Origin of the sequence: Klebsiella sp. 2019SCSN059 (assembly GCF_021739525.1) — a bacterium.
GTDB classification, from domain to species: Bacteria; Pseudomonadota; Gammaproteobacteria; order Enterobacterales; family Enterobacteriaceae; genus Klebsiella; species Klebsiella quasipneumoniae.
Map to the genome: position 1 here is coordinate 113267 of NZ_JAKKOM010000003.1, position 24225 is coordinate 137491.

23 protein-coding genes are annotated in these 24225 nt (G+C 58.5%); 12 read left to right on the plus strand and 11 right to left on the minus strand.

Annotation, left to right across the window (positions count from 1 at the left end; all coding sequences use genetic code 11):
* Positions 1-37 precede the first annotated feature (37 nt).
* Together L2I46_RS05130 and L2I46_RS05135 are read right to left on the minus strand one after the other, a co-directional pair.
* Positions 38-1267, minus strand: a complete 1230-nt coding sequence (locus L2I46_RS05130; RefSeq protein ID WP_200927783.1) for an amino acid permease — start codon at positions 1265-1267, stop codon at positions 38-40.
* A 123-nt stretch (positions 1268-1390) separates the two neighbouring features.
* A complete protein-coding gene (locus L2I46_RS05135; RefSeq protein ID WP_017899256.1) occupies positions 1391-1852 on the minus strand; it encodes a multidrug/biocide efflux PACE transporter in 462 nt (153 codons plus the stop codon).
* A gap of 102 nt (positions 1853-1954) precedes the next feature.
* Here L2I46_RS05135 and L2I46_RS05140 point away from each other — a divergent pair, with 102 nt between their 5' ends.
* The 3 genes from L2I46_RS05140 (at position 1955) to ompK26 (ending at position 5068) form a co-directional block, all read left to right on the plus strand.
* Positions 1955-2824: a LysR family transcriptional regulator gene (locus L2I46_RS05140; RefSeq protein ID WP_194859818.1), complete on the plus strand. Its 870-nt coding sequence runs from the start codon at positions 1955-1957 to the stop codon at positions 2822-2824.
* A gap of 118 nt (positions 2825-2942) precedes the next feature.
* Positions 2943-4121 (plus strand): acetyl-CoA C-acetyltransferase, encoded by a 1179-nt coding sequence (locus tag L2I46_RS05145; protein WP_044524632.1) that lies wholly within the window; start codon positions 2943-2945, stop codon positions 4119-4121.
* A gap of 251 nt (positions 4122-4372) precedes the next feature.
* Positions 4373-5068, plus strand: coding sequence for a KdgM family porin OmpK26 (gene ompK26, locus L2I46_RS05150; protein WP_004205398.1), 696 nt, complete (start codon positions 4373-4375; stop codon positions 5066-5068).
* 131 nt (positions 5069-5199) lie between these two features.
* Here ompK26 and L2I46_RS05155 read toward each other — a convergent pair whose 3' ends face one another.
* On the minus strand, positions 5200-6375 hold the full coding sequence (locus L2I46_RS05155) for an oligogalacturonate lyase family protein (RefSeq protein WP_032453989.1): 1176 nt from the start codon (positions 6373-6375) through the stop codon (positions 5200-5202).
* A 483-nt stretch (positions 6376-6858) separates the two neighbouring features.
* On the opposite strand from L2I46_RS05155, the gene kduD reads away from it, so the two are divergent.
* On the plus strand, positions 6859-7620 hold the full coding sequence (gene kduD / locus L2I46_RS05160) for a 2-dehydro-3-deoxy-D-gluconate 5-dehydrogenase KduD (protein ID WP_023290920.1): 762 nt from the start codon (positions 6859-6861) through the stop codon (positions 7618-7620).
* A 296-nt stretch (positions 7621-7916) separates the two neighbouring features.
* Positions 7917-9338, plus strand: coding sequence for an arabinose-proton symporter AraE (gene araE, locus L2I46_RS05165; RefSeq protein WP_236947587.1), 1422 nt, complete (start codon positions 7917-7919; stop codon positions 9336-9338).
* Here araE and L2I46_RS05170 read toward each other — a convergent pair.
* Entirely contained in the window at positions 9335-10330 is a 996-nt protein-coding gene (locus tag L2I46_RS05170) for a LacI family DNA-binding transcriptional regulator (RefSeq protein WP_032453988.1), read from the minus strand. The two genes, araE and L2I46_RS05170, sit on opposite strands and share 4 nt — an antisense overlap.
* Positions 10331-10424: 94 nt before the next feature.
* Between L2I46_RS05170 and L2I46_RS05175 the strand changes: the two genes are divergently transcribed.
* The 4 genes from L2I46_RS05175 to L2I46_RS05190 all read left to right on the plus strand — a co-directional run bounded on the left by L2I46_RS05175 (position 10425) and on the right by L2I46_RS05190 (position 14731).
* On the plus strand, positions 10425-10559 hold the full coding sequence (locus L2I46_RS05175; protein ID WP_032429210.1) for a hypothetical protein: 135 nt from the start codon (positions 10425-10427) through the stop codon (positions 10557-10559).
* A 12-nt stretch (positions 10560-10571) separates the two neighbouring features.
* A complete protein-coding gene (locus L2I46_RS05180; RefSeq protein WP_023290917.1) occupies positions 10572-11813 on the plus strand; it encodes an MFS transporter in 1242 nt (413 codons plus the stop codon).
* Positions 11814-11832: 19 nt separating this feature from the next.
* The gene (locus L2I46_RS05185) at positions 11833-13266 is read left to right on the plus strand and encodes a glycoside hydrolase family 32 protein (protein WP_032429209.1); all 1434 of its coding nucleotides are present in this window, start codon (positions 11833-11835) and stop codon (positions 13264-13266) included.
* 121 nt (positions 13267-13387) lie between these two features.
* Positions 13388-14731 (plus strand): carbohydrate porin, encoded by a 1344-nt coding sequence (locus L2I46_RS05190; RefSeq protein WP_032453987.1) that lies wholly within the window; start codon positions 13388-13390, stop codon positions 14729-14731.
* Positions 14732-14790: 59 nt separating this feature from the next.
* Here L2I46_RS05190 and L2I46_RS05195 read toward each other — a convergent pair whose 3' ends face one another.
* Genes L2I46_RS05195 through L2I46_RS05210 form a run of 4 tightly spaced genes read right to left on the minus strand, consistent with a single transcriptional unit; the run spans position 14791 to position 19019 of the window.
* Positions 14791-16077, minus strand: coding sequence for an ABC transporter substrate-binding protein (locus L2I46_RS05195; RefSeq protein ID WP_032453986.1), 1287 nt, complete (start codon positions 16075-16077; stop codon positions 14791-14793).
* A 16-nt stretch (positions 16078-16093) separates the two neighbouring features.
* Entirely contained in the window at positions 16094-17221 is a 1128-nt protein-coding gene (locus L2I46_RS05200; protein WP_236947588.1) for an ABC transporter ATP-binding protein, read from the minus strand.
* A gap of 12 nt (positions 17222-17233) precedes the next feature.
* Entirely contained in the window at positions 17234-18136 is a 903-nt protein-coding gene (locus tag L2I46_RS05205; RefSeq protein WP_025711283.1) for a carbohydrate ABC transporter permease, read from the minus strand.
* Complete coding sequence (locus L2I46_RS05210; protein WP_002915995.1) at positions 18129-19019, minus strand: carbohydrate ABC transporter permease; 891 nt, start codon at positions 19017-19019, stop codon at positions 18129-18131. Before L2I46_RS05210 ends, L2I46_RS05205 begins: the two co-directional genes overlap by 8 nt.
* A gap of 259 nt (positions 19020-19278) precedes the next feature.
* On the opposite strand from L2I46_RS05210, the gene L2I46_RS05215 reads away from it, so the two are divergent.
* Positions 19279-19476, plus strand: a complete 198-nt coding sequence (locus L2I46_RS05215; protein WP_032453985.1) for a hypothetical protein — start codon at positions 19279-19281, stop codon at positions 19474-19476.
* On the opposite strand, the gene L2I46_RS05220 is transcribed toward L2I46_RS05215, so the two are convergent.
* Positions 19473-19799 (minus strand): cupin domain-containing protein, encoded by a 327-nt coding sequence (locus tag L2I46_RS05220; protein WP_023290912.1) that lies wholly within the window; start codon positions 19797-19799, stop codon positions 19473-19475. The genes L2I46_RS05215 and L2I46_RS05220 overlap by 4 nt on opposite strands.
* A 139-nt stretch (positions 19800-19938) precedes the next feature.
* On the opposite strand from L2I46_RS05220, the gene L2I46_RS05225 reads away from it, so the two are divergent.
* Positions 19939-20652, plus strand: a complete 714-nt coding sequence (locus L2I46_RS05225; RefSeq protein ID WP_023290911.1) for an aspartate/glutamate racemase — start codon at positions 19939-19941, stop codon at positions 20650-20652.
* Here the strand turns inward: L2I46_RS05225 and L2I46_RS05230 are convergent.
* On the minus strand, positions 20618-21544 hold the full coding sequence (locus L2I46_RS05230) for a LysR family transcriptional regulator (protein WP_023319085.1): 927 nt from the start codon (positions 21542-21544) through the stop codon (positions 20618-20620). The genes L2I46_RS05225 and L2I46_RS05230 overlap by 35 nt on opposite strands.
* A gap of 136 nt (positions 21545-21680) precedes the next feature.
* Here L2I46_RS05230 and lysA point away from each other — a divergent pair, with 136 nt between their 5' ends.
* Positions 21681-22943 (plus strand): diaminopimelate decarboxylase, encoded by a 1263-nt coding sequence (gene lysA / locus L2I46_RS05235; RefSeq protein WP_023290909.1) that lies wholly within the window; start codon positions 21681-21683, stop codon positions 22941-22943.
* Here the strand turns inward: lysA and L2I46_RS05240 are convergent.
* The gene (locus L2I46_RS05240; RefSeq protein WP_074422442.1) at positions 22929-23936 is read right to left on the minus strand and encodes a LacI family DNA-binding transcriptional regulator; all 1008 of its coding nucleotides are present in this window, start codon (positions 23934-23936) and stop codon (positions 22929-22931) included. The genes lysA and L2I46_RS05240 overlap by 15 nt on opposite strands.
* Positions 23937-24225 lie beyond the last annotated feature (289 nt).

Below are 24225 nucleotides of genomic sequence, written 5' to 3' on the forward strand. Positions count from 1 at the left end.
ACAGCGGCTCAGGCAAGCCGCTGTCGCCGGAGGCGGATTAGCCGAAGAACATCACGGAGACGCAGAGCAGGCCGACCACCAGAGTGATGGCGTTCCCCACCGAGCGATACGGCTTCAGCGCCGGGATAAGCCAAGTTGACAGCGTGGGCATGATAAACAGGATCATGGCGATAAGCGGTCCGCTGATGGCGTAGATCATCGAGATCGCATTCGGGTTGATAAAGCACACCGCAAAGGTGAAGGCGGAGACCAGCATGATCGACATCGCGCGGTTGAAGGCGCGGCTCTTGCGCACGCCCATCAGGCCCAGCGAGCTTTTGACGATTTCGCTGGCGCCTTCAATGACCCCGAAGTAGGTGCCGAGAAAGGATTTCGACATGGCGACCACGGCGACGATAATGCCGGTCACCGCCAGCCAGCCCGGCGCGCCGGGCATCATCGACAGGGCGGAGAGGATAGTCACCCCCTGATCGCGGGCGGTCTCAATATAGGTCGCCGGGATAGCCAGCAGGCAGCTGAAGACGAAAAACAGCACGCTGGCGCAGATGATGGTGTAGGCCACCTTCATGATTTTTTTGCATTTACCCATGGCCAGGTCGCCGTGTTTCTCCTGCTGGTCGATAGCAAAAGTCGAGATGATCGGCGTATGGCTAAAAGCGAAAACCATCACGGGTATGGAGATCCAGACCTGGTGGAGCGTCTGCGAGCTGAACTGCATCTGGCTGGTGAGATGTTCCGGATGCCAGTCGCGAATTAAATAGAGGGAGAGAAACAGAAAGCAGGCGATGAGCGGGAAGACCAGAAAGCCCATCACCTTGATGGTGATCTGCCGGCCCATGAGAAAGATCAGGTTAAGGACCAGCACCACGCCAAGACTCAGCAGCGCGCGTAGCGCAGGCGTCATCGGCGTGCGATGCGCCACCTGCTCGGCCAGCGAGTTGGTGATGGCCACGGCGTAGATCAGCACGACCACAAAGAAGGCGAGGAAATAGAGGCCGGTGATCAGGTTGCCAATTTTCTTACCATAGTAGTGATTGACTGCGCCGGTGATCCCGGTTCCCGGCGCGATATTGGCCGAGAGAATAAACTGGCTCAGCGCTTTGTGAGGCCAGTAGGTGAGCGGCCAGGCGACCAGCGCGGTGATGAAAAGGACGATGGCGCCAGCCGAACCCAGCTGGATCGGTAGAAATAGCGTCCCAGCGCCTACTGCAGTGCCATATAAGGCAAAACTCCATAGAGTTTCTTCTTTAGACCAAATTTTAGACATTATGCGACTTTATCAACCGTCAAACCAAAAAAAAGGAGTGCAATTTACCATATTTATGGTTCATCTGTTGCGATAGTTTTTGGTGATAAAGTCGCGGCGGATCGCGAAGGATCCGCCCCGGGGCTAGCCGCGTGCCGCCTGGCGCGGGCGGCGGTGACGGATCACGCGCTCGCGCAGGGTGTCCCAGACCCAGTTAAACGCCATGGTGTAGGGCAGGAAGAAGAGCATGAAGCCGATCTCCAGCATAAACGCCTGCAGTAGCGATACCCCCAGCACGATAGCCACCATGGTGACGCCGATGATAACAAAGCCGGTCTCGAAGCCGATCGCGTGCAGCGCCCGCACTTTCAGCCGGCGGGGGACGCGGGAGACCGGCCACAGGCGATCGAAAGCCGCGTTATAAATGATGTTCCATACCATCGCCAGGGTGGCGAGCAGAATGCTCAGCCCGCCCATCTCCACCACCGAACGCTGCATCAGCCAGGCGGCGGTGGGGGCGAGGATCAGCGTCGCCAGTCCTTCGAAGGTGATGGCGTGGATAACGCGTTCGGTGAGCGTCTTGCGCTGATGCGGGGTCTGTTGCATGGCGAGCTACCTCCAGTTTTAGCCTGAACAGGAAATTACCCGGCAGTTTATGGAAAAATATGATAAACAAAAGATAGAAACCATCGATAAAGTAGATACATCATGCGTTATTCACCGGAAGCGTTAACTGCCTTTGTCGAGGCCGTTGACAGCGGGTCGTTCTCCGCGGCCGCCCGTCGCCTGCGGAAAAGCCAGTCGACGATCAGTACCGCTATCGCCAACCTGGAGGCTGACCTCGGGGTGACCCTCTTCGATCGGGCTACGCGGCAGCCGACGCTGACGCCGCAGGGGGAGCAGGTGCTGAGCTATGTCAAAGCGATCCTCGCCGCCAGCGAGCGGCTGGATGAGCTGGCGGTGTCGCTGTCCGGCGAGACGGAGCCGCGACTGACCTTTGTGCTCTCGGACACCCTGCACCCGGACGTGCTGGAAGATCTGCTGGTGCAGTTTGACCGCCGCTTCCCTCATACCGAGTTTGAGTGTTTGATTGGGGAAGATGAGGACGTGATCGATCTCCTGCAAAAATCCCGCGCCCAGGTGGGATTGATTGAGGCGAGAGAGCGCTACCCGACCGATATCGGCAGCACCCGCCTGCCGCTGCAGACGGCGATGGGCATTTACGTGGCGCCTGACCATCCGCTGGCGGCGCAGGGCAAGGTTGTCTGGGATGAGCTGCGCAGCTGGCGCGAGCTGCGTTTGAGCACCTTTCTGGCCAGCGCCACGGAGCCTGCCGCCGGGCAGGTCTGGTCGGCGCCAAACTACCTGCTGCTGCTCAGCATGGCGGTGCAGGGCTTCGGCTGGTGCATTCTGCCCTGCGCCCTGGTGGCGGAGTTTGCGCCGCAGGGCGGGCTGGTGGCGCTCGATATCCCCGGCTGGCCGCGGGCGATTTCGGTGGATCTGCTGTGGAATAAGAAAGCGCCGCCCGGGGCGGCGGGCAGCTGGCTGCGTCAGCATCTGCAGCGGCCTGAACGTTAACAAATGGCTAATTCTTTGTGATTGGCCTCACTTTTTTTAAACAATTACAAAGTTTTTTGATAACAATTATCTAGTATATCGCTGTTTCTTTGCGCAAAAGCACGGGCAGGGGTAGAGGATGAAGGATGTCGTGATCGTCGGGGCGCTGCGAACGCCGATTGGCTGCTTTCAGGGCGCGCTATCGCGCCATTCAGCCGTTGAGCTGGGTAGCGTGGTGGTGAAGGCGCTGGTGGAGAAGACGGGAATCGATCCGCAGAGCGTGGATGAGGTGATCCTCGGCCAGGTGCTGACCGCGGGAACCGGGCAAAACCCGGCCCGTCAGTCCGCTATTCGCGGCGGGTTGCCCAACACTGTATCGGCTATCACCATTAACGACGTCTGCGGTTCCGGTCTGAAAGCCCTGCACCTCGCCACCCAGGCCATCCAGTGCGGGGAGGCGGACGTGGTGATCGCCGGCGGCCAGGAGAACATGAGCCGCGCTCCGCATGTCCTCACCGACAGCCGCACCGGCGCCCAGCTGGGCAACAGCCAGCTGATTGACAGTCTGGTCCATGACGGCCTGTGGGACGCCTTCAACGATTACCATATGGGCGTCACGGCGGAAAACCTCGCCCGGGAATACGGCATCAGCCGCGAACTGCAGGACGCCTGGGCGCTCAGCTCGCAGCATAAGGCGCGCAAGGCGATTGATTCCGGACGCTTTCGCGATGAGATTGTCCCGGTCGTTACCGAGCATAACGGCGCGGCGCGCACCGTAGATACCGATGAACAACCGCGGGTGGATGCCAGCGCGGAAGGGCTGGCCAGCCTGCAGCCTGCCTTCGATCGTCTCGGATCGGTGACCGCCGGCAACGCATCCAGCATCAATGACGGCGCGGCGGCGGTGATGATGATGAGTGAGGCGAAAGCCGAGGAGCTGGGGCTGCCGATCCTCGCGCGGATCCGCGCCTTCGCCAGCGTCGGCGTCGATCCGGCGCTGATGGGCATCGCCCCGGTGCACGCCACCCGCCGCTGTCTGGAACGGGCCGGCTGGCGGCTGGACGACGTCGATTTGATCGAAGCCAATGAGGCCTTTGCCGCTCAGGCTATCTCCGTTGGCCGGGTACTGGAGTGGGATGAGCGACGGGTCAACGTCAACGGCGGCGCGATCGCCCTCGGCCACCCGATCGGCGCCTCCGGCTGCCGGATTCTGGTGTCGCTGGTGCATGAAATGATCAAGCGCGATGCGCGTAAAGGGCTGGCGACGCTGTGCATCGGCGGCGGTCAGGGCGTGGCGCTGGCGGTAGAGCGCGCGTAGCGCTGAATGTCGATTTCCATGGCCTCCTGCGGGAGGCCTTTTTTATGCGCCGCGCTTTGCCGACCCCCCTCTTTTTTTGCCGTATTTCCCTTCTCCCCACCGTCAATTTATTGAGCTCCGTCACGTCTTGTTGTGCCACCTTTTTTGAAACAAATAACTACGATCCTGGTCACTAAAACTGAGGTGCTTAAAAAATAAAATAACGTTTCATAAAAACGAAATGACATTTTATTTATTATAAGGGGTACCCTATGTTAAAACGATCTCTGGTTCTGGCCGCCCTCTGCGGTATGTCTTTTGCGGCAACTGCGGTCACGATAGATTTACGTCATGAATTTATTGATGGCGGCAAGAGCGATAAAAGCAATGCCGACCGCGTCTCGGTATCCCACCGCTTCGCCAACGGGCTAGGCTTTACCGTGGAGGCCAAATGGCGTTCAGGCGGCGACAACGGTTCGCAACCCTATTCGGACGTGGTGGGCAACGGCCATGAAGACACCATCAGCTGGCGCTGGAAAGCGACGTCGAACCTTTTCCTCACCCCCGGGTTTACCATAGAGAGCAACGACAGCCGCTCCATTTACAAGCCGCATCTGCACGTACAGTACAGTTTCGACAATGGCTTCTATGTCGCCGCTCGCTATCGCTATGAGTACACCCGCTATCCGAACGATGCCGGTAAAGATGATGACAAGGTGAATCGCGGCGACGCGTGGGCCGGGTTTGCCCTCGGCGACTGGCGCACCGAGCTGAACTATGTCTATGCCCGCAGTTCGGAAGGGGTGAACCGCAACGACAACAAACCCTACTCACAGGAATATAACGTGAAGGTAGCCTATAAGCTGGATAACAACTGGTCGCCGTATGGTGAAATCGGCAACGTCGGCGTGAATGACCGCAGCGATCGCCAGACCCGTTTCCGCGTCGGGGTGGCCTACTCGTTCTGATTTCCGCCAGACCCTCATCGTCTCTCTTCCCCGGCGCCGTCAGCCGGGTTTTTTATGCGCCAAAGCGAGGGAACAAAAAAAGCCCTCCGCGAAGGAGGGCAAGGCCAGTTACAGAAAAACGTTCGCCGGGCTCAGGCGCTCAGCATCGGCGGATGGTCAGGTAATTTCGCGATATAGATGGCCGGCTTGCCGTCTTTATCGGAGCTGAACAGAATGGCGCTGTCATCCGGCGTAAACGAGGGGTGCGGGTGAGTCACCTGGCGGCTGTTGGCTACCGTCGCCCACGAGGTATCATGGCGCGCGACGCGGAAGTAGCGCTTCTCCGCCACGTTAAAGACGTACAGATAAGGATCGTTATCAATGGAGTAGCCGCCGGTATCTTTGACATCGACCGGCGTGCCCGATCCATCGCCCACCAGCAGCGTGCCGTCGAAATTGCTCATCAGATGCGAGCAGGCGGGCATCGTCATCAGGGCCTCGTTGACGCCGCTTTCCGGATCAAAGCGATAGATCGTCCGCCCCTGCTGGCCTTTCAGATAGGAGACGTAGATCAGCGCTGAACCGTCCGGTACCCAGAATTCATGGGTGCAGCTTTCGCCCGGGGCATGCGCTTTGACTTTACGCACGTTGCTGCCATCTTCATTGACCAGCCACATGCGGGCGTCAACCAGATCGTGCGGCCCTTCATGGCAGAAGGCGACGGTATGGTCGTCGAAGGGACGATAGATCGGATGTCCCAGCCAGATTTTTTCCTCATGGATCACCTGGCTCTCACCGCTGCGCAGGTCGACGCGCAGCAGGCGGCAGTGCGGTCCTTTGTGGAAAAAGTCATGAAAAATCTGCCAGTCGTTGAGCGGCGTCCAGTCGCTTTTCGCAATCTCAATGCCTACCAGTTTGCTGCAATCGCTGTTCGCCACCCAGGTGCCATAGCCGACCCACTCCTCGCTGACGCGGTAAACTTCACGCTCGGCGAGGGTGGTGAGGTTCACCTCCAGCAGGGTACGGTCATTTTTCACGTAATAGAGCGACTTATCGTCCGGGGAGAGGAAGCCGCCGAAGGTGTTATCCCCGGCGCCTTCCGTCAGCTGGACGGCTTCGGCGCTGGCGATATTCAGCAGATAGTAGTTCCAGTGGCCGTCAAACTCGCCGGCGAACAGTAAATGGCTGCCATCGTTAAAAAAGCACTTCTGATAGAAGTAGTTGCGATGACAGGTGACCTCCGGGGGGGTTAAGCGGGTGACTTCCGCCCCGGTATCCGGATCGCGGCTGACGTGATAGTTCAGTTTGACCCGCATGCCTTTAGCCATGTAGTGCTCCTTTCTTTCCTGCGATGCCGCTGGACCAGAGGCGTGTCGCTGAGTGATGTGTTTTAAAAGATGGGTGTTAATTTATCAAAACAATGTTTCATTATTTGTGATGTCTCACGCAGTTCAGCGCAATTCCCGCATCTTCCGCGGCCTGCTGGCCCCACTTCGACCGTCTCCTCAGACAACCGGTTGAATCATCATTCTTTTAAAACCGCTTCCTGTCCGGCGCGGGTTGCCGCATCCGTTCGCTTTTTCTTTTTTTGTAATCGACGTCATAAAAAATGAAACGACGTTTTAAATATCATTGAAAATGACAGGGGGTGGGGCTAAGATGGCACCCATTAGTAAAACGGAACTCTGTTTTATTTTTATGATGGGCTATGCCCGTGAGTTCGCCCTACGCTCAGTCGCGCCGCCGGCGCGAGCCGGGCCGAGAGAACCTTGCCTGCATACTGCAGGCTCTGAACGACTAAGGAACACATTATGATTCTTGATGCATTCTCCCTGCAGGGAAAAGTGGCCGTCGTGAGCGGATGCGATACCGGTTTAGGTCAGGGGATGGCCCTCGGTCTGGCGGAAGCGGGCTGCGATATTGTTGGTATCAATATTGTCGAGCCGGTGGAAACCATCGAGCGGGTGACGGCGCTGGGACGCCGCTTTCTCAGCCTGACCGCCGACCTGCGCCAGATTGACGGTATCCCTCAGCTGCTGGAGCGGGCGGTGGCGGAGTTTGGCCATATTGATATTCTGGTCAACAATGCCGGCCTCATCCGCCGCGAGGACGCGCTGGCGTTCAGCGAAAAGGACTGGGACGACGTCATGAACCTCAACATCAAGAGCGTATTTTTCATGTCCCAGGCGGCGGCGAAGCACTTTATCGCCCAGGGCAGCGGCGGGAAGATCATTAACATCGCCTCGATGCTGTCGTTCCAGGGCGGGATCCGTGTGCCGTCGTATACCGCGTCCAAAAGCGCGGTGATGGGCGTCACCCGCCTGCTGGCCAACGAGTGGGCTAAACACCATATCAATGTCAACGCCATCGCCCCGGGGTATATGGCGACCAATAACACCCAGCAGCTGCGCGCTGACGAGCAGCGCAGTAGCGAAATCCTCGACCGCATTCCCGCCGGGCGCTGGGGCCTGCCGTCCGACCTGATGGGGCCGGTGGTCTTCCTCGCTTCCCCAGCCTCCGATTACATCAATGGCTACACGGTAGCGGTGGACGGCGGCTGGCTGGCGCGCTAACCGTCGGCGACGGTCGGCGCGACACTCATCGCTCCGGCCGTCTGAGCAATTATTGTCCATACCGTAAAATGAGGATCGTCCATATTCCAGAGTGCAGAATGAATGTTACCGCCCTGTATGGACAGGGTTATTAACTATGCGAAACGAATTTTTTGTTACTTTGAAAGTTTAATGTCCATCACAAAACCCATCTTGCCAGCAAAATAGTCCATATCTTTGGCGTATCCAGCCTGACAAACTCCTCCGCCAGTCACGTACTTTCGTCCTATGTCTTTCTCTGTGTGGCAGGAATAAAAATGACTTCAATCAGTAACGACTCTGCATTAACGCCGCGGGCGCAACGTGACACCCGGCGGATGAACTGGTTTGTTTCTATCGCCGCGGCGGTGGCGGGGTTGCTCTTTGGCCTGGATATCGGCGTGATATCCGGGGCGCTGCCCTTTATAACCGACCACTTCACCTTATCCAGCCAGCTTCAGGAGTGGGTGGTCAGCAGCATGATGCTGGGGGCGGCGATAGGCGCGCTGTTTAACGGCTGGCTGTCGTTCCGCCTTGGCCGCAAATACAGCCTGATGGCGGGGGTCGTGCTTTTTGTCGCCGGCTCTATCGGCTCCGCTTTTGCCGCCAGCGTGGAAGTGCTGCTGGTGGCCCGCGTGGTGTTGGGGGTGGCCGTTGGGATCGCCTCTTATACCGCGCCGCTGTACCTCTCCGAAATGGCCAGCGAGAACGTGCGCGGAAAAATGATCAGTATGTATCAGCTGATGGTGACCCTCGGCATTGTGCTGGCGTTTCTTTCCGATACCGCCTTTAGCTACAGCGGTAACTGGCGCGCCATGCTGGGCGTGCTGGCGCTGCCGGCGGTGATCCTGATCGTTCTGGTCGTCTTTCTGCCGAACAGCCCTCGCTGGCTGGCGGAGAAAGGGCGCCATATCGAAGCGGAAGAGGTGCTGCGGATGCTGCGCGATACCTCGGAGAAGGCGCGCGATGAGCTTAACGAGATCCGCGAAAGCCTGAAGCTGAAGCAGGGCGGTTGGGCGTTGTTCAAGGTCAATCGTAACGTGCGCCGGGCGGTGTTCCTTGGCATGCTGCTGCAGGCGATGCAGCAGTTCACCGGCATGAACATCATCATGTACTACGCCCCGCGTATTTTCAAAATGGCGGGCTTTACCACTACCGAACAGCAGATGATCGCCACCCTGGTGGTGGGCCTGACCTTTATGTTTGCCACCTTTATCGCGGTGTTCACGGTGGATAAAGCGGGCCGCAAGCCGGCGCTGAAAATCGGTTTCAGCGTGATGGCGCTGGGCACCCTGGTGCTCGGCTACTGCCTGATGCAGTTCGACAATGGCACCGCCTCCAGCGGCCTCTCCTGGCTTTCCGTCGGCATGACCATGATGTGTATTGCCGGGTATGCGATGAGCGCGGCGCCGGTGGTGTGGATCCTCTGCTCTGAGATCCAGCCGCTGAAATGCCGCGACTTCGGCATCACCTGCTCCACCACCACCAACTGGGTGTCGAACATGATCATCGGCGCCACCTTCCTGACGCTGCTTGACGCGATCGGCGCCGCCGGGACCTTCTGGCTCTACACGGTGCTCAACGTGGCCTTTATCGGCGTCACCTTCTGGCTGATCCCGGAGACCAAAAATGTCACCCTCGAGCACATTGAGCGCAACCTGATGGCGGGCGAGAAGCTGCGCAACATCGGTAACCGTTAATGTGAGGCGCGCGGCAGCCACGGGCTGGCGACCTTGCGCGTCTCCCGATGGTTGTCGCCGTGAATGATATGCAGGGCGCTCAGGCGCCCGATGTCGTAGTGCGGCAGCTGCACCGTGGAGAGGGGCGGCAGAAACAGATCGCCAATGCCCACCATATTGTCGTATCCCACCACCGCCACGTCCTGTGGAATGCGTAACCCCTGGCCCAGCAGCGTCTGATAGACCATAAAGGCGATGCGATCGTTGCCGCAAATCACCGAGTCAAAGCCGGGTTTACCCTCGCGGATATGCGCCATCACCACCCCCGGAATATCGTGGTAATGCTCATCGCCCTGGGCCATATACGAGTGGGTCAGGCTGTCCGGTTCGATGCCCGCCTCCCGGCAGGCGCGCTCCAGCCCCTGACGGCGGCGGATCGTCGCCAGCTGGCTGGCGGGTAAGTGCAGGCACAGCGGACGACGATAGCCCGCGGCAAGCAGGGCTTTTACCGCGTCGTACTGACCCTGTTCATCGTCCGGGATATAGCTGGCCACCGGCTGGCTGAGGCTTTCGCAGTTGGCCAGCACGCAGGGCAGGGTCAGCAGTTTGTCCGGCAGCGGCACCTGGCGCAGGCCCATGGTGGTAAAGATAATGCCGTCCGGACGGTGGGAGAGGAGCAGGTCGACCACCGCTTCCGGCCGATCGTCGGAAAACATGTTGACCACAAAGCTGTTCCAGCCGTGGGCGCGGGCGGTCTCTTCGATCGAGAGGGTGATCTCCACCGAAAAGGGGGTGGTGACGGTATCCAGCGCCAGCACGCCGATGGTGCTGGGGGTGGCCCGCGCCCCGCGGATCTTTTTCGCCGACAGGTCGGGGACATAGTTGGTTTCGGCGATGGCGGCCTGCACGCGGGCCAGCGTCTCCGGCTTGAGCCGCTCCGGGGTGTTCAGCGCCCGAGAGACGGTCATCAGAGATACATTCGCCAGTTTTGCTACATCTTTCAGGGACGCCATTTTTTCCTCCGCCATAGCTGCAGAGTACAGGCTATACAACTAAGTCGCTGATGTAAAAGCGTGAAACGATTTTATGCTAGCTTCGTCCTCCACGCTGCCGCGGTTAATATTTGATCGCGATCGCATCTTCATTATGTTAACGTTAACTTTTGTGATTAACATCATGTATCGCAGCGAATCCCCCTGCGCTTTGTTTTTTGTTAACGTTACCATAATTGCATTCCTCTAACACGAGAATGTCATGATGAAAGCGCATCACTCACACAGCTACCCGTTGCTCAGTGCCTTACTGTTTTTCTTTTTCGTGACCTGGTCGTCATCCGGCTCCTTGCTCTCCATCTGGCTGCACCAGGAGGTCGGGCTGAAGGCCGGCGATACCGGTATCATCTACGCCGTTCTGTCGGTTTCCGCGCTGTTTGCGCAAGTTTGCTATGGCTTTATCCAGGATAAGCTGGGGCTGCGCAAACATCTGCTCTGGTATATCACCGCGCTGCTGATCCTCTCCGGTCCGGCGTATCTGCTGTTCGGCCATCTGCTGAAAATTAACGTCCTGCTGGGCAGCATCTTCGGCGGGATCTACATCGGCTTGACCTTTAACGGCGGCATTGGCGTGCTGGAATCCTATACCGAGCGCGTGGCGCGCCAGAGCCAGTTTGAATTCGGCAGGGCGCGGATGTGGGGCTCGCTGGGCTGGGCGGTGGCCACCTTCTTCGCCGGTCTGCTGTTTAACATCAACCCGCAGCTTAACTTCCTCGTCGCCAGCTGTTCCGGACTGGTGTTTTTTATCCTGCTGGCGCGGCTGCGCGTCTCCTCGGCGCCGCATGCGATGCAGGAGGCGGTTTCGGGCGGCAAGGTGACCCTGGAAGATGCGCTGCGCCTGCTGACGCTGCCGCGCTTCTGGGCGCTGGTCTTCTTCGTCATCGGCACCTGCATCTACGGCGTCTATGACCAGCAGTTCCCGGTCTATTTCTCATCGCAGTTCGCGACCCTGCAGGAAGGCAATGAGATGTATGGCTACCTCAACTCCTTCCAGGTGTTCCTCGAGGCGGCCGGCATGTTCTGCGCGCCGTGGCTGGTGAACCGCATCGGCGCCAAAAATGGTCTGATTTTCGCCGGCATGGTGATGGCGATGCGCATGGTGGCCTCCGGCCTGGTGGAGGGGCCGCTGCTGATCTCCATCACTAAACTGCTGCACGCGGTGGAGCTGCCGATACTGCTGGTGGCTATCTTTAAGTACAACAGCATCAACTTCGATAAACGCCTCTCTTCCACCCTCTATCTGGTGGGCTTCGCCTGCACCAGCTCGATTATCGCCAGCGTTTTGTCGCCGCTGGCGGGTTACAGCTATGAAAAATATGGCTTCGCCCAGTCCTATCTGATCATGGGCCTGCTGGTGTTCTGCACCACCTTTATTTCCATCTTCTTGTTGCGCTCCGGCAAATCCTCCGCCGATCCGCTGGTGTCGCAACCTACCGCTGTCTGAATCAAAAAGAGTGAAAATGATGACTTACACAATCTCCAGGGCTGAACAGGTACTCCAGACACAACGCCAGGCGCTCAATCTGCGCTGGTATCCGCACTATCACCTGGCGGCCCGCGCCGGGTGGATCAACGACCCAAACGGTCTGGTGTGGTTCGACGGCTGGTACCATGCCTTTTATCAACATCACCCGTACTCCACTCAGTGGGGGCCGATGCACTGGGGGCACGCGCGGAGTAAGGATCTGGTGCACTGGGAGCATCTGCCGGTGGCCCTGGCGCCGGAGGGGCCGGAGGATAAAGACGGCTGCTTCTCCGGCTCGGCGGTGGTCGATGGCGATACCCTGGCGCTGATTTACACCGGGCATAAATTCCACGGCGATCCGGGCGACGAAGCCAATCTGTATCAGGTTCAGTGTCTGGCCACCAGCCGGGACGGGATCCACTTCGAGCGCCAGGGGATGGTGGTCGACACCCCGCCGGGCATGCACCACTTCCGCGACCCGAAGGTCTGGCGGGAAGGAGACAGCTGGTACATGATCGTCGGCGCGCGCGAAGGCGATACCGGCCAGGTGCGGCTGTACCGCTCAGCCGATCTGCGCCAGTGGCAGGATGTGGGGGTGCTGGATGAAGCGGAAAGCGCCATGGGCTATATGTGGGAGTGCCCGGACTTCTTCACCCTCAACGGCAAACGCGTTCTGATGTTTTCCCCGCAGGGGATGCAGGCCGAGGGGTTCCGCAACCGCAACCTGTTCCAGAGCGGCTATCTGATCGGCGAGTGGCAGCCGGGGCAGCGATTCGTCCGCCACGGCGAGTTCAGAGAGATGGATCACGGCCACGATTTCTATGCGCCGCAAAGCTTCGCCACCCCCGATGGCCGGCGGATCGTGATTGGCTGGCTGGATATGTGGGAATCACCGCTGCCGGAGCAGCAGGACGGCTGGGCGGGCATGCTCTCCCTGCCGCGCGAGCTGAGCCTGAGCGCGGATAACCGCCTGCAGATGCGCCCGGCGAAAGAAGTGGAGAGTCTGCGCGGCGCCTGGTTCCCGTGGCCGGTAAGCACCCTGAACAATCAGCAGACCACGATGGTCGACAACTGCGAGGCGATGGAGGTGAACCTGCGCTGGAACTGCGCCCGCAGCAGCGCCGAGCAGTATGGTCTGCGCTTTGGCGATGGCCTGCGCCTCTACGTGGATGCCCAGCAGCAGCGTCTGGTGCTGGAGCGGCATTATCCGCAGCATGGCCTGTGCGGGACGCGCAGCGTGCCGTTGACCGCGGGGGCGGATCTCAATCTGCGGATATTTTTCGATAGCTCTTCGGTGGAGGTGTTTGTCAATGACGGCGAAGCCTGCCTGAGCAGCCGTATCTATCCGCAGGCTCCCCGCCGTGAATTAGCGTTATTTGCCTGGAGCGGCTCAGCGGCATTAACTGAAGCCGGAGCCTGGCAGCTCGAATAATAATAAGGCTGTTGTCGTTAATAACCCGTCTTTGACGATGGGCGGGTTATTATTGCCTGCATCGTCGTGCATTACCCATTAATAACAAATTTAGTTCATTTCATAATAAAAGGGTTTACCGATGAATAAAATCTGGGTCGGGTGTTTTCTCACGTCTCTCTCTCTGCCACAGGCGATGGCGCAGGCGCCGTTATCGCTGGAGGATCGGCTGGCGCAAATGGAGCAGCGGCTGAAGGCGACGGAGGCGCGCGCCGCCAGCGCAGAGGCGGAGATTAAGACGCTGAAAGGCCAGCAGCAGGCCACGACGGTCGCCCGCGCGGCGCCGGCTACGCCGCGCCTGCAGCTAAACGACAATGGCGAATTAAAATTTTATGGCGACGTCGAATTTAATCTTGATGGCGCCAGCCGCACCGGCAGCCTGACGTCGGTCAAAACCAGCGCGAATAAAAGCTGGGCGCCCGGTGATAAAGAGCGTTGGGATATTAATGGCCGTATTCTGCTGGGTTTCGATGGCAGACGTAATGGCGCCGACGGGAAATATGCCGGATTCAGCGTGCAGCCCCTGGCGGATATGGATGGCAAAATGAATCTCGATGATGCGGTATTTTTCTTTGGTCAGCAGGATGACTGGAAAATAAAAATAGGCCGCTTTGAAGCCTGGGATATGTTCCCCCTGAATCAGGATACCTTTATTGAATATTCAGGAAATACCGCCAACGACCTCTATTCCGACGGCTATGGCTATATTTACATGATGAAAGAGGGGCGCGGGCGCAGCAGCAGCGGCGGCAACCTCCTGTTCAGCAAAACGGTGGATAACTGGTATTTCGAGGTTAACACCCTGGTGGAGGATGGCAGTTCGCTGTTTGTCGATCAGAACTATCACGGTAATGCGCTGGAAAACCGTAAAAACGTGGTGTACGTGCGGCCGGTGGCGGTGTGGCAGTCCGGCGCGTGGTCGGCGGCGGCGGCGATAGAGAGCAACCTCGTCAACAACGCCTACGGCTATCAGAACCAGGGCGGGCGCTGGGTCGACCAGTCAAACCGTACCGGCTACGGGATGACCATGAGCTGGAACACCCTGAAAAGCGATCCGCAGGACGGGGCGGTGGTCAATCTGAGTACCGCCCTGCTGGACGCGGCGGACGAAACCGACTTCAGCGCCGGGATCAACGCCCTGTGGCATCGCGTGGAGCTGGGCTATATCTACGCGCATAACAAAATCGACCAGTTCAACATGGCCGGGGTGAGCAGCGAGTGCGATGACGACTGCGCAATCCTCGTGCCGGGGCGCTATGACATCCACACCGTGCATACTTCCTGGCAGTTGCCGAATATTATGGCGATGCCGAACTTCAATATTTACCTTGGCGCCTACGCCTCGTGGCTCGATTCCACGGCAGCGAAGAGTGGGAATCCCGATGAACGCTACGGCGCCCGGGTGCGCTTTAAATATTTCTTCTGACAGGATACTCAGGCAGGCTCTCCCGCGGCGGACGCAGCGGGAGGTTTCCGACGGGCAGGTTAGCGCATCGCGCGGCGCAGAATGCGGTCGGTCTGGCGCTGGAAGTCCTCGGCCGCTTCTTCCACCGACTTTTTACCGTAGTCGATGTACTGCAGGGTGGTGCCGAACTGGGCGACGATCTGCGGGTCGTCGAAGTACGGCGAGACCGGCAGAGTGGTGGGCAGGGATTGCGCCAGCTTCAGACCGGACACCGCCGGATCGTCGGCTTTGATGATCCCGTCTTCGGTCAGGTAGGTGACCGCCGCTTTACTCAGCGGCACGCCGCGCTCCAGTCCGAGAATATCCACCCCTTCTTTACTGTTCAGCAGGAAGTTAATCACTTTCGCCGCCGCCTGCGGGTTTTTCGTCGATTTGCCAATCGACAGCATTTGCGCAGGCTTGAAGAACAGTCCGGCATCGGTGGCTCCGGGGAGCATCGGGTATTCCCCCAGCACCAGCTTCGCCGGCGGCTTCAGGTTGTCGGAATATTTGTTGATGGTGGAGTTCCACATGTAGGTCCCGCCCCATTCACCCTGGATCCACGGCTTCATCTCGTACATGTTGCTCTTGCCGAAGGAGGCATAGTAGCGGGTGTCCGGCATGACATGGCTGTCGATAAGCTTCTTATACATGCCGAAGAAGTCCGCCCACTGCGCTTTGCTGTAGGAGAATTTGCGTCCTTTCTCATCGATGGCCGGCTGGTTGTATTTTTGCACCATGTAAGAGTTGAGCAGGGCCAGCACGTCCTGGTGCTCAAGCACCACCGGGTAGTACTGTTTCCCGAGTTTGCTTTCGAAAGTTTTCCCCGCCGCCAGCAGTTCATCCCAGGTTTTCGGGAAGGGGATGCCCGCCTTTTTCCACGCTTCGTCGTTAAAGTAGAAGACCCGGGCGGTGACCGACACCGGGATGCCGTTGAGCTTGCCATTGACCGTGGTGGACTGCAGCTCTTTGGCGTCGAACTGGCTGAGATCGATCTCGTCTTTCAGAGTGTTGAGATCGTAAAAACCCTCGCCATTTTTCGAAAAAATCGGCAGCCAGTTCCAGTTGGTCTGCATCACGTCAGGCTCGGTGCCGCCGGCTATCTGGGTGGTCAGGCGCGAAAGATGGCCGTCCCAGCCGGTATATTCCGCTTTGACATTGATATCGGGATATTGCTGGTGAAAAGCCTCCAGCGCCTTGAGAGTCACCTGATGGCGGCCATTGCCCCCCCACCAGGACATACGCAGGTCGACATCCTGCGCCAGCGAGGAGAAGGCGCTAAGGCCGAGGGTGGCGGAGAGGGTGGCGCTTATCAGCACGTTTTTCATTGTTATGCTCCAGGGTTCACAGAGAGAGGTTCTGTTCGGTTTTGGCGTCAAAGATGTGACACTTGTTAAGATCAAAGGTGAAATAGACTTTTCGGTTCAGTCCCTTAGCTATCATCGGCTTCGCATCGTCCGACGGCACGCGAGCGGTCAGCTCGTAGCCCGCGACCTGCAGATAGACAAAGAACTCATGGCCCATGTTTTCCACCCGCACCATCTCGCCCATGCAGCCGCCTTCGGCGAACGGCGCGTCGGAGAGCGACACGAATTCCGGGCGGACCCCGTAGAACACCTCCTGATGCTGATACGCGCCGACTTTCTCCGCCAGACGGTCGTTCAACGGCAGGCGCTGGTCGCCAAGGGTCAGGCACAGGCGGCCGTCGTGTTCAACCAGCTGGCTGGGGCGAATATTCATCTCCGGCGCGCCGATGAAGCCGGCGACAAAAATATTTTTCGGCTGGTGGTAGAGGTTGTCCGGGGTATCGACCTGCATAATGTGGCCGAGCTTCATCACGCAGATGCGGTCGCCCATGGTCATCGCTTCCGTCTGATCGTGGGTAACGTAGACGGTGGTCGCCGGTTTACCGGATTTTTTCAACTGCTTATGCAGATCGGAAATGCGGATGCGCATCGAGGCGCGCAGCTTGGCGTCCAGGTTGGAGAGCGGTTCGTCGAACAGGAAGACGTCCGGTTTTTTGACGATCGCCCGGCCCACCGCCACGCGCTGCGCCTGGCCGCCGGAGAGCTGGCGCGGCAGACGTTCCAGCAACTCCTCCAGTTCAAGAATTTTCGCCGCTTCCTCCACCTGCCGATCAATCTGCGCCTTGGGCAGCTTGCTCAGCTTCAGGCCGAAGGCGAGGTTTTCCCTTACCGTCATATGCGGATAGAGGGCGTAGTTCTGGAACACCATCGCGATACCACGGGATTTAGGCGCCAGGTTGTTGACGATCTTATCGCCGATCCGCACCTCGCCGCCGCTGATGGTCTCCAGACCCGCCAGCATGCGAAGGGTGGTCGATTTGGCGCAGCCGGAAGGGCCGACGATCACCATAAATTCGCCATCGGCAATCTTCAGGTCGATACCATGCACCGCTTTAAACCCGTTTGAGTAAACTTTTTCCAGTTTGTTGAAAATCACTTCAGCCATGATATTTCCCTCTTAACCTTTGATTCCGCTGCTGGTCACGCCCTGCACGAAGTAGCGTTGAGCCAGGAAGAAGACGATGATGGACGGCAGAATGGAGATGCTCGCCATTGCCAGAATTTCGTTCCACGGCGCGCCTTCCGTGACGTCGATAGACATTTTTAGCGCCAGCGCGATGGGATACTTATCGACGCTGTAGACGTAGATCAGCGGACCGATAAAGTCGTTCATCGACCACATGAACTGGAACAGCGCCACCGAGATAATGGCCGGCTTGAGGATCGGCACTACCACATACCACAGCACCTGGATGGAGTTGCAGCCGTCGATCTGCGCCGCCTCTTCCATATCGCGCGGGACGCCGCGCAGAAACTGGATCAGCATGAAGACAAAGAATCCCTGGGTGGCGAAGGCCAGCGGCAGATACAGCGGCAGATAGCTGTTCAGCATCCCCATTTCACGGAACATCAGGTACTGCGGGATCAGCAGGACGGTGCTCGGCAGCAGCATGGTGGTGATGAGCGTCGCGAACCAGAACTTCTTCCACGGGATCTCAAAGCGTGCGAAGCCGTACGCCACAATGGTGGAGGAGATGATCGTTAACACGACCTTCGGGATCACATACTTAAAGGTGTTCAGCATATAGTGGCCGAAATGGTATTCGGTGCCGGTCTTCCAGCCGTTGATGAATCCGTCCCAGGTGGCGTGAGTCGGCCACAGCCCGAGGGTGGTGAAGATCTCATGGTTCGGCTTGAACGAGGCGGAGAACATCCACGCCAGCGGGTAGAGCATCAGCAGGCCGACGAACACCAGCACGACGTAGCGCACCACCCGGCTCACCTTTTCCCGGCGCAGCGTACGGGCCACCTCACGATCGGCGTCGCTCATCACCGGCGCCATCTGTTGAATATCAGCCATTTTTGCCTCCCTTATCGGCGGAATAGAAGACCCAGTATTTCGATGACTTAAAGGCTATCGACGCAAAGACCGCCACGACGAGGAACAGCACCCACGCCAGCGCGGCGCCATAGCCCATGTCGAAGTACTTAAAGGCGGTATCGTAGATGTAGAGCGAGAACAGGTAGGTGTAATAGGTCGGGCCGCCGCCGGTTATCACGTACGGGCCGGTAAACTCCTGGAACGCCTGGGTGGTCTGCATAATAAAGTTGAAGAAAATCACCGGGGTGATCAGCGGCACGGTGACCTTCATAAACATCTGCCACTTCGAGGCGCCGTCGATCATCGCCGCCTCATACTGCGACTGCGGGACGTTCTGCAGCGCGGCGAGGAAGATGACCATCGCGGAACCAAACTGCCAGACGCGCAGCAGGGTGACCGACATCAGCGCCAGCGAGGGTTCCCCCAGCCAGTTGATGGCATCGATGCCAAAGACGGCGAGAAAACTGTTCAGCAGGCCGTCAATGGCGAACAGGGCGCGCCACAGCACGGCAATCGCCACCGAGCTGCCAAGGATCGACGGGATATAGTAGGCGGTGCGGAAAAAGCCGATACCGCGCAGTTTGAAATTGAGCACAAAGGCAATGCCGAGGGCGAAAGCCAGTTTTAAGGGGATGGTTAAAAAGACGTAGGCAAAGGTCACCCCCATCGATTTCCAAAACAGGCTATCCTCGGTCAACATATAGCGATAGTTTTCAATGCCGTTAAATACCGGCGGACTCATCAAGTCGTACTCAGTAAAACTGAGAAAGAAAGATGAAACAAAAGGAAAAGCGGTAAAGACAATCAGCCCGATGATATAGGGCGATATCCATGCCAATCCCAGCAGCTTGTTTTCATTCATACATACCTACCTGGCTTACGAGTTGTAATACGGATCCGATGACGCGGCGCTGTCGGCCTTTGGCCGCGAACCACGCAAAAAAGTCTGAACGCTTCCTCTGGTTAACATATCCTTGTTAATGAATGGGTTAGGTTTTAAGTGGCCCAGCGTGGAGGGGCCGTCAGGCTCTTTTTTTATGCTGATCTGTTTTTTATAAAACACCGTTTTAATTTCATTTTATTGCGATTTATTTCCGCGTCATGCAGATCTGGATGGAAATGTGATCAAAGTCGAAACGATGTTTCAAAAAGGTGAGGTGGTAAGCATTTTAGGCGTTTGTGAGGGACTGAAAAGTATGAAATATCAGCGTAAGCGAGGCGGGGAATATTATTATCAGGATAATGATTTTGCCGGTATATTTTATTCGAAGGTACAGGTAGATAACCGGGGGCGGCAAGCGCCCCCCGACAGGGATTAACCCTGGAGAAAATCTTCGCGGATGGGGGTAAAGGTATCGAGCAGCGTGCCGGGCTGCAGGCAGACGCAGCCGTGCATGATCCCCGGCTGCTTGTACAGCGTATCGCCAGCGCTGACGACGCGCGTCTCCTCGCCGATGGTGAATTCGAACTCGCCGGAGAGCACGTAGGTGAGCTGTTCGTGAGGGTGGTTATGCATTGGGCCGACGGCGCCGGCGGCAAAATTTACCTCCACGGCCATCATTTTGCCGTCATGGGCCAGAATGCGGCGGGTTACGCCATTGCCAAGGTCTTCAAGGGTGGTGTCTTTATGGAAAATAAACATCTGCCGATCCTGTTGTTAAAATGAAACATTGTTTCACTTAAGTTATCTCACTCTTCATGAAAAAGAAATACGCGGCCAGAGAAGTGGAAAGTTGATCACAAGTTTGTTTCACTGGCAGAAACAACATAAGGAGCAAAAGATGAAAACCATTGGCCTGTTAGGCGGCATGAGCTGGGAGTCAACGATCCCTTACTATCGCCTGATTAATGAAGGCGTGAAGGCGCGACTGGGCGGGCTGCACTCCGCCAGACTGGTGTTGCATAGCGTCGATTTTCACGAGATTGAAGCCTGTCAGTCCACCGGCGACTGGGATCGCGCCGGCGCGATCCTTGCCGACGCCGCGGTTGGGCTGCAGCAGGCGGGCGCCGAGGGCATTGTCCTGTGCACTAACACCATGCACAAGGTGGCGGATGCCATCGCCGCCCGCTGCCAGGTTCCCTTTCTGCATATCGCCGACGCCACCGGAAGGGCGATTGCCGCCAAGGGCCAGCGGCGGGTCGCGCTGCTGGGCACCCGCTATACCATGGAGCAGACCTTTTACCGGGGTCGTCTGCAGGCGCAGTTTGCCATCGAGACGCTGATCCCCGAGGCCGACGATCGGGCGCGGATCAATCAGATCATTTTCGACGAACTCTGTCTCGGCACCTTCAGCGAGGCGTCGCGGGATTATTATCTGCAGGTGATTGCCGCCCTGGCGGAGCAGGGGGCGGAAGGGGTTATTTTCGGCTGCACGGAAATTGGCCTGCTGGTGCCTGCCGAGCTCAGCCCGCTGCCGGTCTTTGACACCGCGGCGATCCACGCTGAGGACGCGGTCAACTTTATGCTCTCTGCAGAACCGACGCCAGCGGCGTGAGGATCTGCGGCAGACTCTGCTGCAGGTGCGTCACGAAGGCGTCGACCAGCGCCGATCGCGGGCGATGGAGCGGGCGGATCAGGCTGACGGTAAACGGCACTTCGACGCTGAAGCGGCGCACCACCACGCCGCTATCGGCATAGTCCAGGGCGGTCAGCGGGTTAACCACCGAGATCCCGGCGCCGGCGCGCACCATGGCGCAGATCGAGGCCGCGCTGTGGGTTTCGACCACCATCCGCCGCTTGACCTGATGCTCAAGGAACAGGGCGTCGAGCAGCTGGCGATAGCTGTCGGTGCGCGACAGGCTGATGTAGTTCTCGCCCTGAAAATCGGCGGGGGTCAGCGTCGTCTGCGCCGCCAGCGGATGGCCGGCGGGCAGCACGCAGACTTCATTCAGCGTCAGCAGCGGGGTGCGTTCAGTGCCCGCGGGGGTATGCAGGGTCTCCGTCAGACCAAGGTCATGGCGCTGGGCGGAGAGCCATTCCTCCAGCAGCGGCGACTCCTGAGGGACGATCTGCAGGCTGACCTCCGGGTAGCGGGCGAGGAACGGCGGCAACAGCAGCGGCAGAAAGGACTGGGAAAAGACCGGCAGACAGGCTATCGACAGCTCGCCCTGGCGGAACTCGCGCAGGCTCTCGGCGGCGCTGACGATGCGGTCCAGGCCGTACCAGGAACGCTGAACCTCCTCAAACAGGCGCAGGCCCTGCACGGTTGGCTGCAGGCGACCGCGGGTCCGTTCAAACAGCCGCAGGCCGAGCACCTTCTCAAAGCGCGCCAGCTCGCGGCTGACGGTGGGCTGGGAGGTATGCAGCATCCGCGCGGCCTCGGTCAGGTTGCCGGTGGTCATCACCGCATGAAAGATTTCGATATGACGCAAATTGACGGCTGGCATGCGGTCTCCCTGAGGCTCGGCTGTAACTATATCATTTTTGCATAGAGTCGCGATAAAACGATATTTTTTATTCGTCCGGCGCTGTGGCGTAATCAGAAAAAACAGCGACCAACACACGCACTACACCGGAGTTCTTATGCCACACTCGCTTTACGCCACCGATACCGATCTGACCGCGGACAACCTGCTGCGCCTGCCGGCGGAATTTGGCTGCCCGGTCTGGGTCTATGATGCGCAGATTATTCGCCGCCAGATTGCCCAGCTCAGCCAGTTTGATGTGGTGCGTTTTGCGCAAAAAGCCTGCTCTAACATCCATATTCTGCGTCTGATGCGCGAGCAGGGGGTGAAGGTGGACTCGGTGTCGCTGGGGGAGATCGAGCGTGCGCTGGCGGCGGGCTACGATCCGCAGCAGAATCCAGAGGATATTGTCTTCACCGCCGATCTGATCGACGAGGCGACCCTCGATCGCGTCAAGGCGTTACAGATCCCGGTGAACGCCGGCTCGATCGACATGCTGAGCCAACTGGGTGAAGTGTCGCCGGGCCATCGCGTCTGGCTGCGCGTCAACCCGGGCTTTGGCCACGGCCACAGCCAGAAAACCAATACCGGCGGTGAGAACAGCAAGCATGGCATCTGGTACAGCCACCTGCCGGCGGCGCTGGAAGTGATGCGTCGCTATCAGCTGCAGCTGGTGGGGATCCATATGCATATCGGCTCTGGCGTCGACTATGGTCACCTGGAGCAGGTGTGCGGCGCGATGGTGCGCCAGGTTGTCGACTTTGGTCAGGATCTGCAGGCCATCTCCGCCGGCGGCGGCCTGTCTATTCCTTACCGCGAGGGCGAAGAGGCCATCGACACCGCTCACTATTATGGCCTGTGGAACCGCGCCCGGGAGCAGATCGCCACCCATCTGGGTCACCCGGTGAAACTGGAGATTGAACCCGGACGCTTCCTGGTGGCCGAGTCCGGCGTGCTGGTGTCGCAGGTGCGCAGCGTGAAAGAGATGGGCAGCCGCCACTTCGTGCTGATTGACGCCGGCTTTAACGACCTGATGCGCCCGGCAATGTACGGCAGCTATCATCATATCACCGCTCTGGCGGCGGATGGCCGCGATCTCAGCGCCGCGCCGCAGGTGGAGACCGTGGTGGCCGGGCCGCTGTGCGAGTCCGGGGACGTCTTTACCCAGCAGGAAGGGGGGAAAGTCGAGACCCGTCTGCTGCCGGCGGTGGCCCCAGGGGATTATCTGGTGCTCCATGACACTGGCGCCTACGGGGCTTCGATGTCATCCAACTATAACAGCCGTCCGCTGCTGCCGGAGGTGCTGTTTGATGGCGGCAAGGCGCGGCTGATCCGCCGTCGCCAGACCATCCAGGAGCTGCTGGCCTTAGAGCTTATTTAAAAAAGGTCCCGTCGTCACCGACTCACGCAACACCAGCGTGCCGGTGAACGGCGGGATCGTTTCGATCGGCTGCTGGTTAGCAAGCTTGATCGCCTGATCGATAGCCGTGGTGATCATGTTGTCGATCGGCAGATAGACCGTCGACAGCCCCGGCTCCAGCCATTTCGCGCTTGGCGCATCGTCGAAGCCAAACAGCGACACATCCTGCGGAATACGCAGCCCCGCCTGATGCAGCGCCTTAGACGCCCCCAGCGCCATATCATCGTTACAGGAAAACAGCGCGCTGAAGCGGGCTTTCTCGTCCAGCAGTTCCCGGCACAGCTCGTAGCCGCGGGTCATCGTCGAGTCCCCGTATTTCACCCGGCTCGGATCCCACTCAATGCCATGTTTTATCAGCGCGTTGCGATAGCCTTGCAGGCGCGCCTGGCCGGTGGGGGTGTGCATCGGGACAGTGATGCAGGCGATATCGCGGTGGCCCTGGGTAATCAGATACTCCACGGCCTGGAAGGCGGCTTCCTGCTGTTCGAAGAACACGCAGCGTTCGCGGGCCTGCGCCACATCACGGTTAATCACCACCAGCGGCATGGCGATCGAGTTAATCAGCGACATGATCGCCTTCTCGCTCATATGCCGGGTATAGAGGATGATCGCATCGCACTGCCGGTCGGCGAGCATCTGCACTGCTTCCTCTTCGCGCTCCGGCGTATCATGGCCGTCGGTGACGATAAGCTGTTTTCCCCAGGCTTCGGTCTGGCGTGACGCCTGCTGCAGCAGACGGCCAAAGTAGAAGCCGTCAAAGGTGGAGACGACCAGCCCGATACTGTTGCTGGTCTGATTGGCCAGCGAGCGGGCAAGGAAATTCGGCCGATAGCCTAGCTCTTCCATCGCTTTAAAGACCTGTTGGCGGGTGCTCTCTTTCACCTGACCTGTGCCGTTCAACACGCGGGAAACCGTCGCTTTCGAGACGCCTGCGCGAATTGAGACATCCAGCATTGTAGCCATTCATCGATTCCTGATTTCACGTGGTAAGGCGCAGTTTATCACAGACCGAAAAGGGACATATCGACGGGGCGGGGCGGAAAAACCATCGCGATCACGCTTTTAGCAGGAACTGACCAACCGGCGCTATCTGGTATGCCAATAGCTTTTATTATCGATATTTGGGATACCACACAGCGGGTTGCGAGCCCTGTCACAGAACAATTTTTACCTGGCAACTATGTTTTGGTATGCCAAAAGTCTCTGGCTGTCCACCTGGCCGCAATAAGCCCTTTACTCTGAG

Coding starts and splice junctions, on each gene's coding strand:
- L2I46_RS05130 (WP_200927783.1), bottom strand. CDS start 1,267: ATGTCTAAAATTTGGTCTAAAGAAGAAACTCTATGGAGTTTTGCCTTA.
- L2I46_RS05135 (WP_017899256.1), bottom strand. CDS start 1,852: ATGCAACAGACCCCGCATCAGCGCAAGACGCTCACCGAACGCGTTATC.
- L2I46_RS05140 (WP_194859818.1), top strand. CDS start 1,955: ATGCGTTATTCACCGGAAGCGTTAACTGCCTTTGTCGAGGCCGTTGAC.
- L2I46_RS05145 (WP_044524632.1), top strand. CDS start 2,943: ATGAAGGATGTCGTGATCGTCGGGGCGCTGCGAACGCCGATTGGCTGC.
- ompK26 (WP_004205398.1), top strand. CDS start 4,373: ATGTTAAAACGATCTCTGGTTCTGGCCGCCCTCTGCGGTATGTCTTTT.
- L2I46_RS05155 (WP_032453989.1), bottom strand. CDS start 6,375: ATGGCTAAAGGCATGCGGGTCAAACTGAACTATCACGTCAGCCGCGAT.
- kduD (WP_023290920.1), top strand. CDS start 6,859: ATGATTCTTGATGCATTCTCCCTGCAGGGAAAAGTGGCCGTCGTGAGC.
- araE (WP_236947587.1), top strand. CDS start 7,917: ATGACTTCAATCAGTAACGACTCTGCATTAACGCCGCGGGCGCAACGT.
- L2I46_RS05170 (WP_032453988.1), bottom strand. CDS start 10,330: ATGGCGTCCCTGAAAGATGTAGCAAAACTGGCGAATGTATCTCTGATG.
- L2I46_RS05180 (WP_023290917.1), top strand. CDS start 10,572: ATGATGAAAGCGCATCACTCACACAGCTACCCGTTGCTCAGTGCCTTA.
- L2I46_RS05185 (WP_032429209.1), top strand. CDS start 11,833: ATGACTTACACAATCTCCAGGGCTGAACAGGTACTCCAGACACAACGC.
- L2I46_RS05190 (WP_032453987.1), top strand. CDS start 13,388: ATGAATAAAATCTGGGTCGGGTGTTTTCTCACGTCTCTCTCTCTGCCA.
- L2I46_RS05195 (WP_032453986.1), bottom strand. CDS start 16,077: ATGAAAAACGTGCTGATAAGCGCCACCCTCTCCGCCACCCTCGGCCTT.
- L2I46_RS05200 (WP_236947588.1), bottom strand. CDS start 17,221: ATGGCTGAAGTGATTTTCAACAAACTGGAAAAAGTTTACTCAAACGGG.
- L2I46_RS05205 (WP_025711283.1), bottom strand. CDS start 18,136: ATGGCTGATATTCAACAGATGGCGCCGGTGATGAGCGACGCCGATCGT.
- L2I46_RS05210 (WP_002915995.1), bottom strand. CDS start 19,019: ATGAATGAAAACAAGCTGCTGGGATTGGCATGGATATCGCCCTATATC.
- L2I46_RS05220 (WP_023290912.1), bottom strand. CDS start 19,799: ATGTTTATTTTCCATAAAGACACCACCCTTGAAGACCTTGGCAATGGC.
- L2I46_RS05225 (WP_023290911.1), top strand. CDS start 19,939: ATGAAAACCATTGGCCTGTTAGGCGGCATGAGCTGGGAGTCAACGATC.
- L2I46_RS05230 (WP_023319085.1), bottom strand. CDS start 21,544: ATGCCAGCCGTCAATTTGCGTCATATCGAAATCTTTCATGCGGTGATG.
- lysA (WP_023290909.1), top strand. CDS start 21,681: ATGCCACACTCGCTTTACGCCACCGATACCGATCTGACCGCGGACAAC.
- L2I46_RS05240 (WP_074422442.1), bottom strand. CDS start 23,936: ATGCTGGATGTCTCAATTCGCGCAGGCGTCTCGAAAGCGACGGTTTCC.